The organism is Candidatus Latescibacter sp. IFSED24 (genome assembly GCF_058273205.1).
Map to the genome: position 1 here is coordinate 1189776 of NZ_CM177850.1, position 12738 is coordinate 1202513.

A 12738-nucleotide genomic window follows, 5' to 3' on the forward strand; every position below is an offset into this window, starting at 1 on the left:
TTCGCGACAACCTAGTTATTCCGCTTAGAATGTTGCCGGCCCCTATCTTGCAGTTTCCTCTGCATGGAAAATCACGATCTGTACAATCCCGCGTGGGTCCCACCCCACTGCCCCTCGCGCAAGTGCCACTTCCACAACCCCTTGAACAAAGGATGGCGCTGGAAACGCTCCGGCTACTACCGGCGAAAGGTGCCCCCAAACCGTATCCGCAGGTTCCGCTGCAAAGCCTGCGGCGTCACCTTCAGTTCACAGACCTTCAGCACCACCTACTGGCTCAAGCGGCCCGACATCCTCGACCAACTGCCCACCAAGGTCACCGGCGGCGCCTGCAACAGCCAGATCGCCTTCGACCTCGGCGTTGCGCCCTCGACCATCGACCGCCAGATCTACCGTCTCGGTCGGCATGCCCTGCTCTTCCACACCCGGATGATGCAGAACAGGCCTGTCTTCAAGGACCTGGCCATCGACGGCTTCGTTTCCTTCGAGCACAGCCAGTTCCACCCGTTCCATTTCCACGTCGCCGTGGACAGGGAGACCGCCTTCTTCCCCTACTTCACCGACAGCGAGGTACGCCGGTCGGGCACGATGACCCCGAAGCAGAAGGAGCGGCGCGCCGTCTACGAGCAGGTCCGCGGCAGGCCAGACCCGCAGGCCGTGCGTAAGGACATGCAGGAGCTGCTGGAATACCTGACCGAGGGCGCGAGTGCGATGACCATCCACAGCGACGAGCACAAGGCATATCCCAGGGCGTTGCGGGCTCTTAGCTGCCGGATCCGCCATATCGTGACCAGTTCGAAGGAGGTCCGCAACCGGATCAACAAGCTGTTCGAGATCAACCTGCTGGATCTGCTGATCCGCCATGGTGAGGCGGAGCACAAGCGGGAGACGATCGCTTACACGAAGCGTCGGAACAGTGCGGCTTACAAGCTGTCGATCTTCCTGGTGGTGAAGAACTACGTGAAGACGAAGCGTGTGCGGGGTTGTGGGCAAACGCCAGCGCAGCTGCTGGGTGTGTGTCGTCGACGGTTGACGGTGGGGGAGGTGTTGGGCAGGCGATTATTCGTGGATCAGGTGGGGTTGCCGGTGCGGTGGCGGCGGTACTACTGGCAGGAGGTGGTGACGCGGGCGCTGAAGATCAACAGGCGGCATGACTTGACGTACGCGGTGTGAAGTGGTTGCCGCGAATTCACTTGGGGGGTGGGAACATTCTTCGCGGAATAACTCTCAGTCTGCTGGGACGAACGGATTCGTGGCTTTCTCGCGCTCCACAGTCGTGTCAGGCCCATGGCCAGGATGCAAGAGGGTGGCATCGTCGAGCAGGTAGATACGCTGCCGGATGCTGTGCTCCAGCTGTGAGAAATTCCCACCCGGCAGGTCGGTGCGCCCGACCCCGCCGGCGAAGATGCAATCGCCGACGATGGCGTGGCCCGGCCAGCTGAACATCACCTGGCCCGGCGAATGGCCGGGGACCTCGGTGACCCGCAACACGCCGGCCCCCAGTGCCAGCTCCTGCCCGTCGTACAGGCTTGTCTCGTAGCTCGGCACCGGAGTCGGGGGGAAGCCGTAGGCCGCCTGCTGGCGGGGCATGGCCTCGAGCAGGAACTCGTCGCCGGGATGCAGCAGCAGGGGCACGTCGTGCGATACCTGGATGGCGGCCGTGGCGCCCACATGGTCGAAGTGACCGTGGGTGGCCAGCAACCAGCGCAGGCGACAACCCGCAGCGTCGAGAGCCGACAACAGGCGCGGCGCCTCGTCGCCGGGATCGATCAGGGCCGCCTCGCCGGCCTCGCGGTCGAGCAGCAGCCAGGTGTTCATCTGGAGGGGACCGACGGTGAGGCACTCCAGGGTCCAGGTCGTCATGGCCTACTCCTTGCCAGCTTCGAAAAAAGGCCGGGAGCCCGCAGGCTCCCGGCCGGGTCGAATCGCGGCTACTCGTCGTAGTACTCGCGACCCAGGTGCGTGATCAGTTCCTCGCCCATCATCCAGCGCAGGGTGTTCTTGAGTTTCTTCTGCTGGATGAAGAGGTCGTGCTCGGCCTTCAAGCCATCGGGAACCACCGGGCTCTTGAAGAAGAAGGAGAGCCACTCCTGGATGCCGCCGAGGCCGGCGCGCTTGGCCAGATCGAGGAAGAGGGCCAGGTCCAGGACCAGGGGCGCGGCCAGGATCGAGTCGCGGCAGAGGAAATCCACCTTGATCTGCATCGGCATTCCGCACCAGCCGAAGATGTCGATGTTGTCCCAGCCTTCCTTGTTGTCGCCGCGCGGAGGGTAGTAGTTGATGCGGACCTTGTGGTAGATGTCGCCGTAGAGGTCGGGGTAGAGCTCAGGCTGCAGGATGTTGCCCAGCACACCGAGCTTGGACTCCTCCTTGGTCTTGAACGACTCGGGGTCGTCCAGGACCTCGCCATCGCGGTTGCCCAGGATGTTGGTCGAGAACCAGCCGTTGAGGCCGAGCATCCGCGCCTTGAACCCGGGGGCGAGGATGGTCTTCATGAGCGTCTGGCCGGTCTTGAAGTCCTTGCCGCAGATGGGGGCGCCGGTCTGCTTGGAGAGTTCCTCGAGCGCGGGGAAATCGGCGCTCAGGTTGGGGGCGCCGTTGGCGTAGGGGACCCCCGACTTGATGGCGGCGTAGGCGTAGATCATGCTGGGGGCGATGTCACGATGGTCCTCGCGCAGACCCTTCTCGAAGGCGGCGAGTGTCTCGTGGACCTCGCTGCGACGCAGGAAGATCTCGGTGGAGCCGCACCAGACCATCACCAGACGGTCGCAGCCGTGCTGCTGCTTGAAGTCCGCCATGTCCTTGATGAGCGCCTCGGCCAGCTCCATCTTGGAGCCCGCTTCCTTGACGTGCTTGCCCTCGAGCTTCTTGACGTAGTACTGGTCGAACACCGCGGGCATGGGCTTGATGGCCGAGAGCTCGGGCTTCAGCTGATCGAGCAGGGTCTGGGGCAGGACGCCAGCGTTGGTGGCCGCTTCGTAGACATTGTCGGGAAAGATATCCCAGCCGCCGAAGACGATGTCATCCAGCTCGGTGAGCGGGACGAAGTTCTTGACCAGCGGCTGCCGATCATCGGTCCGCTTACCGAGCCGGATGTGCCCCATCTGGGTGACGCTGCCGATGGGCAAGCTCAGGCCCTTCCGGATCGCCTCGATACCGGCCATGAAGGTGGACGACACGGCGCCCATGCCCGGTGTGAGGATGCCGAGCTTCCCGCTCGCGGGTTTGATCTCCAGTTTCTCGGCCATTGTCATAGCTCCTCTCGGAAGAACGGACGTCCTTGGGGTGTATCAGCGATCCCAGGATAGATCTCGCCTGCCGCCAAGGCAAAACAATTCGTGCTCTATATGAATTGTGCAAAGAATGAAGCCAAGGGGTGGACAAATAGGGTCATCATATGCTAAAATGTGCCTCCCTCGTTGGTTAGAGAGTAGCGCAATCGGGTTTGGCAGACATGAAGGGAATTGGATGACCCCTGGCTAACGACGTGTGACATCAATGTGTTCTGCGCACCACGAGTTCGCCTCGGGGGTCATGACGACATGAAGCAAAGTGCTGCTGCCCTGCAAGTCGCGCCCAGCACCCTGTCCCTGACACAGAACGAATTCTTCGTACCCGTCGACACTCGTCGGTTTCGCGGGCTCGAAGGAGTGACCAAGCGTGTCATCGACCTGGTCGGTTCGGTGCTGGGGATCCTGATCCTGCTGCCCGCGTTGGCCACCATCGCACTGCTGGTGAAGCGTTCCAGCCCCGGGCCGGTCCTGTTCGTGCAGGAACGGCTGGGTCGCAACGGACGCCCCTTCCGCTTCTACAAGTTCCGCTCCATGCGGCACGACTCCGACGACGCCATCCACCGCCAGTTCGCGGCCATGTTCATCAACGGCGACGAGGATGGCTGCCGGGCCAAGAACGGCGGCAAGCCCGGCTTCAAGCTGGAGGAGGACCCGCGCATCACGGGTATCGGCCGCTGGCTGCGCCGGACCTCGCTGGACGAACTGCCCCAGCTCTTCAACATTCTCAAGGGCGAGATGACCATCGTCGGACCCCGCCCGCCCATCGCATACGAGATCGAGAACTATCAGCCCTGGCATCTCGAACGCCTGAAGGTCACGCCGGGTCTGACCGGCCTCTGGCAGGTGATGGGGCGCAGCCAGGTGAGCTTCGACGAGATGGTGCATCTCGACCTCCACTACATCAATCACTGGTCGCTCTGGCTCGACCTTCGCATCATCCTGCGAACCCTGCCGGTGGTGGTTCGGGGAACGGGCGGGCTGTAGGCGAGCGCCCGGCCCGGACCGCCATCCAGATCGACTTGTGCCTCAAGTGCATGCGCAGGTGAACCGATCTGTTCCAATAGACAACATGACTGGACTCCCCGGTCACGCCGGCAGAGGCGGCCCGGACAGCGAAAGGAACGGCCATGATCAGGATGGGTGTGATCGGATGCGGCTACTGGGGCCCCAACCTCATCCGGAATTTCCACAACAACCCCGAGGTCGAACTGGCCGCCATCGCTGACGTGGACCAGAGCCGTCTGGATCGGATCGGGGCGATGTACCCCGCCGCGAGCCGCCATCGTGACCATCGGGACCTCGTGAAGGACAGCAGCCTGGACGCCGTGGTGGTGGCCACGCCCGTCAGCACGCACTATCCCATCGGGATGGATGTGCTGACGTCGGGCAAGCATCTGTTCCTCGAGAAGCCCATGGCGGCCTCGGCGGACGAGTGCCGCGAGCTCAACGAGGCGGCCGCCAGCCGGAACCTGGTCGTGATGGTGGGGCACACTTTCCTGTTCGCGCCCGCGGTGCAGAAGATCCGCGACCTCATGGCCACCGGGGACCTGGGGGAGATCTACTACGTCTCCATCACCCGCGTGAACCTGGGTATCTTCCAGAAGGACGTCAACGTCGTCTGGGATCTGGCGCCCCACGACATCGCCATGCTCAACCACCTCTTCGGCGCGGTGCCCAAGGTCGTCTCGGCCACGGGCCGCTGCTACGTCCAGAAGGACAAGGGCATCGAGGACGTGGCGTTCCTGACCCTCGAGTACCCGGGTCAGCAGATCGCCCACATCCACGTCAGCTGGCTGGACCCCAACAAGATCCGCGAGATGACCTTCGTGGGCAGCCGCAAGATGCTCGTCTACGACGACGTCTCGCCCACCGAGAAGATCAAGGTCTACGACAAGGGTGTTGAGATCCAGCAGCACTATGATAACTTCGGCGAGTTCCAGCTGACGCTGCGCTCGGGTGACATCTTCGTGCCGCGCGTCGACCAGGTCGAACCGTTGAAGATCGAGGCCCAGCACTTCGTCGACATGATCAAGGGCGAGGCGGTGACGATCACTTCGGGCGTGCAGGGGCTGGAAGTTGTGGAGGTCCTCGAGAAGGCCTGCCAGTCCATCAAGGACGACGGCCAGCCCGTCGAGGTCATCTGAGACCGGACTGCAGCCCCGACGGGCCTGGACCGTCGAGCGGGGGGAACGTGGCGCCCGCGACCATCCGTGTGGCCATGATTGGCCAGAAGGGATATCCGCCGATCCACGGTGGGATCGAGCGCCACGTGGCCGAACTGGCCCGGCGTCTGGCCCCCATGGGCTTTGCCGTCGATATCTATAGCCGGCCGCACTACAGCCAGGAGGATGGCGAGACGGATATTCCGGGAGTGTCCGTCCGCCGTCGGCGCAGCATTCCCACCAAGCACCTCGACGCCATCTCTCACACCCTGATCTCCTCGCTGGATGTCATCCGCCGGCCCGTGGACATCGTCCACTACCATGCTCTGGGACCAGGGCTGCTGGCCTGGCTGCCGCGCCTGACGGGCCGCCAACGGACGGTGGTCACGGTCCACGGGCTGGACTGGGCCCGCGACAAGTGGGGGCTGGTGGCCAGGAGCGTCCTGCGGCTGGGCGAGGTGGCCAGCGCTCGCCTGCCCGACCGGACCATCGTGGTCTCGCGGGCGTTGCGCGATCACTACCGCACCCAGCACCGCGCCGCCACCGACTACATCCCCAACGGGATCACCCCGCCGGTCTATCGCGAGGCAGCGGTCCTGGAGGCCGAGGGCCTGCCGCGGCAATTCGTGCTCTTCGCCGCTCGCCTGGTCCCCGAGAAGGGCTGCCATCTGCTGATGGAAGCCCATGCGCAGCTGCCGAGGCACCTGCGAAACGAATTCCCGCTGCTCGTCGCCGGGGATGCCGGCTTCACCGACAGCTATGCCGCGTCGCTGCGCAAGCGCGCCCACGCCGAGGTCCGTTTCCTGGGCTACGTCCACGGCACGATCCTCGAGGCCCTCTTCTCGCATGCTTCGGTGATGGTGCTGCCGTCGACCTTGGAGGGCCTTTCCATCACGTTGCTGGAGGGGTTGGGTTACGGTCGTTGCTGCCTGGTCAGCGACATACCGCCCAACCTGGAGGCGGCCGAGGGGCATGCCGAAGTCTTTCCCTCTGGCGACGCCAAGGTGCTGGGCGCCAAGCTGGAGGCCCTGTTGCGTGATCCCGCGCGCCGGGACAGGCTCGGGCGCGAGGGGCAGCTCCATGCCATCGAGCACTACTCCTGGGACCGGGTCGCGACCCGGACCGCCGCCCTCTACCGCGAGCTTCTGGCGGGGTCAGAGAAAAACCAAACAACCGGTTGACAACCGCAGGGCAACGATTTATCTATTGCAATCCAATCTGGAGCGGGCATAGCTCAGCTGGTAGAGCACTACCTTGCCAAGGTAGATGTCGCGAGTTCGAGTCTCGTTGCCCGCTCCATTTTTTTGTCTCCTGCCGACGGCCATATCCTTTCGACCGTTCGGGTTGCGGGATCTTGACATCCCCGGGGGCAAGGTGGATACTTGCGAATACGTGAGGCGGCATAGCCAAGAGGCTAAGGCGACGGTCTGCAAAACCGTTATCCCCGGTTCGAGTCCGGGTGCCGCCTCCATTTTTATTGCCTCGTGACGTCTGCTCCCGGGTGCCGGGATGGCGAAACTGGTAGACGCAGGGGACTTAAAATCCCTCGCCACGTTGTGGCATGCCGGTTCGAATCCGGCTCCCGGCACCAGCGACGGCGTCGCACCGCTCAGCCGTTGCGGGATCACCATGCGCCTGGCCTTCCTCTCCATCGGTCGCCACATCCACACCGAGCGCTGGATCCAGTGGTTCGCGTCGCGGGGTCATGATTGCCACCTGCTGACGGTGCAGCCCGGCCCTGTCGAGGGCGTGACCGTGCACGACATCACCAGCCTGGGGCCCGCCAAGCCGCTGCGCTACTGGCTCTCCCTGGGCAAGGTGCGGCGGCTGCTCCGAGCCTTGCAGCCCGACCTGCTCAACACCCATTTCCTGACCGGCTACGGCTACTGGGGTCATTTCTCGGGAATCCACCCCAACGTGTTGACCGTGTGGGGCGACGACGTCTACGTCACCCCCTTCGAGAATCCCCTGAAGAACTGGCTCGCGCGGCGGGCCCTGACGTCCTGCGACGCCCTGACGGGAGATAGCCTCGACATCCTCGACGTGGCTTGCCGGCGCCTGGGGGCCGATCCCCGGCGTGCCTACCGGGTGCTGTGGGGGGTCGATTTCTCGGTCTTCCGGCCCGCAGACGCCACCGCGTTCCGGCGGTCGCTCGGTTTCAGCGAGGAGCACGTGGTCTTCTTCTCGCCCCGCAGCTACACCCAGCCGTACTACAACATCGACGTGGTCATCGCCGCGGCTCGGCAGGTCCAGGCCGCCGAGCCCCGGGCCCGCTTCCTGTTCTCGGGCTACGAGGGCGACCCCGCACCCTTCGCGGCGCGGATCCGGGAGGCGGGACTGGAGCCGGTGACCAGGATCCTGGGCCGGATTCCCCACGACCAGTTCGCCACCGCGCTCAACGCCGGCGATGTCTTCATCTCGGTCCCGTCGGTGGATGCCACGGCGGTCAGCCTGCTGGAGGCCATGAGTTGCGGTCGCGCCATCGTGGTCTCGTCGCTGCCCTCGGCCCTGGAGTGGGTGGCCGACGGCCAGAGCGGTCGGGTGGTCCCGCCGCGCGACGCGGACGCGCTGGCTGCGGCTCTCATCGCCTATGCCCGGGACGATGCCCAGCGTCGCGAACACGGGGAGGCCGCGCTGGCCGTGGCGCACCGCGAGGCCGGCTTCGACGCCAACATGAGCCACGTCGACAGCCTGTTCCGCCGCCTGGTCACGGGGGAGGGACCCTGGCCGGAGAACGTCTCGTTGTCAGGGCTCCGGGCCGGCGGGACACCATGATGCTCTCGGTGGTCATCCCCACCCGCAACAAGCGGGCCCTGCTCGAGCGCACCCTCGCCGCCCTGTGCCGGCAGGAGCCCGGTATCGAGGACTGGGAGATCGTTGTGGTGGACGATGGCTCCACCGACGATACCGGGGAGTACCTGGCCGCGCTCGCACTCTCGCGGCCCCGGCTGGTCGTGGTCTCGCCGCCGCAGAACGTCGGGCGCGCCGCGGCGAGGAACCTCGGCTGGCGCCAGGCCCGCGGGCAATGGGTGCTCTTTCTCGACGACGACATCCTCGCCCCGCCCGGCCTGCTGGCCGCCCACCTGTCAGCCCTCGCTGTCGGGCCGCTGGCCGGCACCATCGGTATGGCCGTCACCGAACCCGAGATCGTCGATGCGCCGCATTTTCACTACATCGACACACGGGGAGTGGCCAAGCTGACGGCTGGCCCGGCGCCCGGGAAATACTTCGTGACACAGAACGCCGCGGTCCCGCGGGAAGCCCTGGAACGTATCGATGGCTTCGATGAGGATTTCTCGGCGTACGGCTTCGAGGACATGGACCTCGGCTTCCGACTGGAGGAGGCCGGAGTCCGGTTCCGGGTCCTGGCCGAGCCCGTGCCCGCGCACATCCATCACCACACCCTGGAGGAGTATCTCGAGAAGAAGCGCATCTGCGGCCGTTCCTCGCTCCGGCAGGTGGCCGCGCGCCACCCGGAGCGCCTGGCGGAGATGCGCCTGGACATCCTGCTCGACCCTCCGGGGACCCGTCCGCCCTGGAGGCATGCGCTGCTGCGCAGGATCTTGGCTGGCCAGGTCGGGAATCTTCTTCACCGGGTCCTGCACCGCTGGCCACGCCGGGGTACGCAGCCCCATTGCGCCCCCCTCTACTTCCGCCTCATGGATGTCGCGGTCCTGACAGCCTACAGCCAGGGCCTGGCAGAGGCAGCGGCGGATAGCGCCAGATAGGCACGCAAGGCTGCCAAAATGGCGGTCACGGATGTGACCGACAATGGCCTTCCTTCGTTTCGTTATTCACAAGATACAAATTAGCAGTAACTTAAGGTGTTTATTGACGTGCCGGTTCTTGGGCATGGCTCTTGTAATGGTATTCCCGAATGATTTTGACAATGTTCTCCAGTAACAAGGAGTTTACTCATGGGTAAGATCATCGGCATCGATCTGGGCACCACCAACAGCGTCGTGGCCGTCATGGATGGCGGCGAGGCCAAGGTGATCCAGAACAAGGAAGGCAACCGGACCACCCCCTCGGTGGTGGCCTGGAACAAGAACGGCGAGCGGCTGGTCGGACTGCTGGCCAAGAGGCAGGCCGTCACCAACCCCACCGACACCGTGTACTCGATCAAGCGATTCATGGGCCGCGTCTTCGACGAGGTCGGCACCGAGATGGACGAGGTACCCTACGAGGTGATCAAGGGTCCCAACGGCGACGTCCGCGTCAAGACCAGCCACGGCGAGTTCACGCCGCCGGAAATCTCCGCGCAGATCCTGCGCAACCTCAAGGAGATCGCCGAAGACCATCTGGGCGAGGAGGTCACCGAGGCGGTGATCACCGTGCCGGCCTACTTCAACGACAGCCAGCGCCAGGCCACCAAGGATGCGGGCAAGGTGGCGGGCCTCGATGTCAAGCGCATCGTCAACGAGCCCACCGCCGCGGCCATGGCCTACGGCATGGACAAGGACAAGGACGAGATGGTGGCGGTGTTCGACCTCGGCGGCGGCACCTTCGACATCTCGATCATGGAGATCGCCGAGGGCGTCTTCCAGGTGAAGGCCACCAACGGCGACACCCACCTCGGCGGCGACGACTTCGACCAGAAGGTCATCGACTACCTGGTGGAGACCTTCCTGCACCAGGAGGGCATCGACCTCTCGCAGGACGCCATGGCGCTGCAGCGGCTGAAGGAGGCCGCCGAGCGCGCCAAGTGCGAGCTCAGCAGCTCCACCCAGACCGAGATCAACCTGCCGTTCATCACCGCGGTCGACGGCAATCCCAAGCATCTGGCCCTGACCCTGACGCGAGCCAAATTCGAGCAGCTCGTCAGCTCGCTGGTCGAGCGCACCGTGCAGCCCTGCCTCGATGCCATGCGCGATGCGGGCATGAACCCGTCGGACATCGACGAGGTCATTCTGGTCGGTGGTTCGACGCGCATGCCCGCGGTGCAGGCGAAGGTGCGCGAGATCTTCAAGAAGGAGCCCAACCGCTCGGTGAACCCCGACGAGGTGGTCGCCATGGGCGCCGCCATCCAGGGCGGCGTGCTGGCCGGGGACGACTTGGGCGAGATCGTACTCCTGGACGTGACGCCCCTCAGCCTGGGCATCGAGACTCTCGGCGGGGTCATGACCCGGCTCATCGATCGCAACACCACCATCCCCACGCGCAAGAGCCAGATCTTCTCGACCGCGGCCGACAATCAGGACACGGTGGACATCCACGTCTTGCAGGGCGAGCGCGAGATGGCACTGGACAACAAGACCATCGGCAAGTTCCAGCTCACCGGCATCCCGGTCGCGCCGCGGGGAATTCCGCAGATCGAGGTCACCTTCGATATCGACGCCAACGGCATCCTCTCGGTGTCGGCGGTGGACAAGGCCACGGGCAAGGAGCAGTCGATCCGGATCCAGGCGTCCAGCGGCCTGAGCGGTGACGAGGTTGACCGCATGGTGAAGGATGCCGAATCCCACGCCGAGGAGGACAAGAAGCGGCGGGAGCTGGTGGACCTGCGCAACGAATCCGAGAGCCTGGTGCACCAGGCCCGCAAGAGCCTGGAGGACCTGGGCAGCGATCTCGAGGAGAGCGCCAAGCAGGACGTCGAGACCAAGATCAAGGCGCTGGAGGAGTCGCTCAAGAGCGACGATGCGGCCATCATCCGGACCGCCAAGGATGCCCTGATGAAGGCGGTCCAGGAGATCGCGGCCAAGGCTTATGAGAAAGCGGCCAAGGCCGAGGCCGGATCGGCCGGTGACGCGAAACAGGCAGGAGAGGGTGCTCCCGAGGCTGATTCCGGGGGCTCCAATAGCAATGACGGGTCGGTCGACGCCGATTTCGAGGTCGTGGACGACTAGTGCTAACTTCAATGACGGGGCGGCCTTGGCCGCCCCGTTTTCGTTTGGGTTTAATCTTGAATTTTAAGGTTGACAAAAACAGCCCTAAATCCTAGGATTGCGTTGTCGATATGGAAACCTTTCTGGTCCTGTATGCGGCCAAAAAGGAATGGAACTCAACATCGACGCTCCGGTTGTATAAAACCGGTCACGTTCTCCCCGGGACGGGCCGGATTAACCAGGCCGCTTCGCGGCTCCGAGAGAAGAGGGAGGAGCCCATGTACGAAGTAGAATTGAGCAGCGACCGACGCGAGGACGCCAGCCTTCAGCACTACCTGCAGATGATCGGACGCCACAACCTCCTGACCAAGGAGGAGGAATTCGAGCTGGCGCGCCGCATCCGCTCCGGCGACAAGGAGGCGCTCGACAAGCTCGTCAACGCGAACCTGCGCTTCGTGGTGAGTGTCGCCAAGAAATTCCTGAATCAGGGCCTCAGCTACATGGACCTGATCGCGGAGGGCAACATCGGTCTGATCACCGCGGCCAAGCGCTTCGACGAACGCCGTGATTTCCGCTTCATTTCCTACGCCGTGTGGTGGATCCGGCAGGCCATCCAGAAGGCCATCGCCGAGCAGACCAACACCGTGCGCCTGCCCATCAACCGCTCGCAGCAGGCCCAGAAGATCAAGCGGACCGCTCAGGCGCTCGAGCAGCAGCACGGTCGCCCGGCCCAGGAAGACGAGATCGCCGAGAAGCTGCAGCTGACCACGCGCAAGATGGGTCAGATCCGGGCGGCGAGCCGTCCCATGGTGAGCCTCGATCAGGGGATCTACGACGACGACGTCACCCTGGCCGAGACCCTGGTCGACCCCGAGGACGTGAACCCGGAGGACGGGTACGTCCTGGACGAGTTGCAGAGGGAGATGGAGCAGGCGCTGGAGCTGCTCTCGCCGCGCGAGCGCGACATCGTCATGCGCTACTACGGGCTCGGCGACCAGGAGACCAGCAGCCTCGAGGCCATCGGGCAGGACATCAAGCTCTCGCGCGAACGCGTGCGCCAGATCCGCAACCAGGCGCTGAAGAAGATCCGGCAGGCCGTGGCCGGCGACAAGCTGGTGGACTTCCTCGGTTGAGGAGCGCCACCGGCCGATGATCCAGCGGGGCCTGCGGGCCCCGCTTTTTTATGTCCGGCGACACGGCGTGGGGGTTGACAATTGCCCGGCCCCTGTTAGATTTGCTCGTCCGGTGGGCGATTAGCTCAGTTTTGGTTAGAGCGCTTGTTTGACAGACAAGAGGTCACTGGTTCGAATCCAGTATCGCCCACCAGCCGAGGACGCTGAGAGCCGCCACCGGGCGGCTTTCTTCATGGCCGGATCCGGCCGCGATCCTTGCCCGGCGTCTGGCTGACCCCATGCGTCACCCGGCACCGATCCTTTGCGATCCGGCACCGGAGCGCTTTTC

Annotated in this window: 10 protein-coding genes and 4 tRNA genes; 12 read left to right on the top strand and 2 right to left on the bottom strand. The window is 64.5% G+C overall.

The features are described 5' to 3' along the window. Positions 1 to 63 precede the first annotated feature (63 nt). Positions 64 to 1170 (top strand): hypothetical protein, encoded by a 1107-nt coding sequence (locus IFSED24_RS04760; protein WP_491334076.1) that lies wholly within the window; start codon positions 64 to 66, stop codon positions 1168 to 1170. 54 nt (positions 1171 to 1224) lie between these two features. Here IFSED24_RS04760 and IFSED24_RS04765 read toward each other — a convergent pair whose 3' ends face one another. Then, positions 1225 to 1860, bottom strand: coding sequence for an MBL fold metallo-hydrolase (locus IFSED24_RS04765; RefSeq protein WP_491334077.1), 636 nt, complete (start codon positions 1858 to 1860; stop codon positions 1225 to 1227). 68 nt (positions 1861 to 1928) lie between these two features. Then, positions 1929 to 3251, bottom strand: coding sequence for an inositol-3-phosphate synthase (locus tag IFSED24_RS04770; RefSeq protein WP_491334078.1), 1323 nt, complete (start codon positions 3249 to 3251; stop codon positions 1929 to 1931). Positions 3252 to 3587: 336 nt separating this feature from the next. On the opposite strand from IFSED24_RS04770, the gene IFSED24_RS04775 reads away from it, so the two are divergent. The 11 genes from IFSED24_RS04775 to IFSED24_RS04825 all read left to right on the top strand — a co-directional run bounded on the left by IFSED24_RS04775 (position 3588) and on the right by IFSED24_RS04825 (position 12603). Further along, positions 3588 to 4274 carry a sugar transferase gene (locus tag IFSED24_RS04775; protein ID WP_491335030.1) on the top strand — a complete coding sequence of 229 codons (687 nt, stop codon included), beginning with the start codon at positions 3588 to 3590 and terminating at the stop codon, positions 4272 to 4274. Positions 4275 to 4417: 143 nt separating this feature from the next. After that, on the top strand, positions 4418 to 5434 hold the full coding sequence (locus IFSED24_RS04780; protein ID WP_491334079.1) for a Gfo/Idh/MocA family protein: 1017 nt from the start codon (positions 4418 to 4420) through the stop codon (positions 5432 to 5434). 47 nt (positions 5435 to 5481) lie between these two features. Then, positions 5482 to 6633, top strand: a complete 1152-nt coding sequence (locus tag IFSED24_RS04785) for a glycosyltransferase family 4 protein (RefSeq protein ID WP_491334080.1) — start codon at positions 5482 to 5484, stop codon at positions 6631 to 6633. Positions 6634 to 6675: 42 nt separating this feature from the next. Continuing rightward, positions 6676 to 6751, top strand: a tRNA-Gly gene (locus tag IFSED24_RS04790). Between the two features lie 97 nt (positions 6752 to 6848). Continuing rightward, positions 6849 to 6923 (top strand) — tRNA-Cys (locus IFSED24_RS04795). 32 nt (positions 6924 to 6955) lie between these two features. Beyond that, a tRNA-Leu gene (locus IFSED24_RS04800) sits at positions 6956 to 7043 on the top strand. Positions 7044 to 7081: 38 nt separating this feature from the next. Further along, positions 7082 to 8227, top strand: coding sequence for a glycosyltransferase (locus IFSED24_RS04805; protein WP_491334081.1), 1146 nt, complete (start codon positions 7082 to 7084; stop codon positions 8225 to 8227). Then, a complete protein-coding gene (locus IFSED24_RS04810) occupies positions 8224 to 9180 on the top strand; it encodes a glycosyltransferase family 2 protein (RefSeq protein ID WP_491334082.1) in 957 nt (318 codons plus the stop codon). The genes IFSED24_RS04805 and IFSED24_RS04810 overlap by 4 nt, the downstream gene beginning before the upstream one ends. Before the next feature lie 189 nt (positions 9181 to 9369). Then, positions 9370 to 11298 carry a molecular chaperone DnaK gene (gene dnaK / locus IFSED24_RS04815; RefSeq protein WP_491334083.1) on the top strand — a complete coding sequence of 643 codons (1929 nt, stop codon included), beginning with the start codon at positions 9370 to 9372 and terminating at the stop codon, positions 11296 to 11298. A gap of 257 nt (positions 11299 to 11555) precedes the next feature. Continuing rightward, positions 11556 to 12410, top strand: a complete 855-nt coding sequence (locus IFSED24_RS04820; protein WP_491334084.1) for a sigma-70 family RNA polymerase sigma factor — start codon at positions 11556 to 11558, stop codon at positions 12408 to 12410. Positions 12411 to 12524: 114 nt separating this feature from the next. Continuing rightward, a tRNA-Val gene (locus tag IFSED24_RS04825) sits at positions 12525 to 12603 on the top strand. Positions 12604 to 12738: the final 135 nt, after the last annotated feature.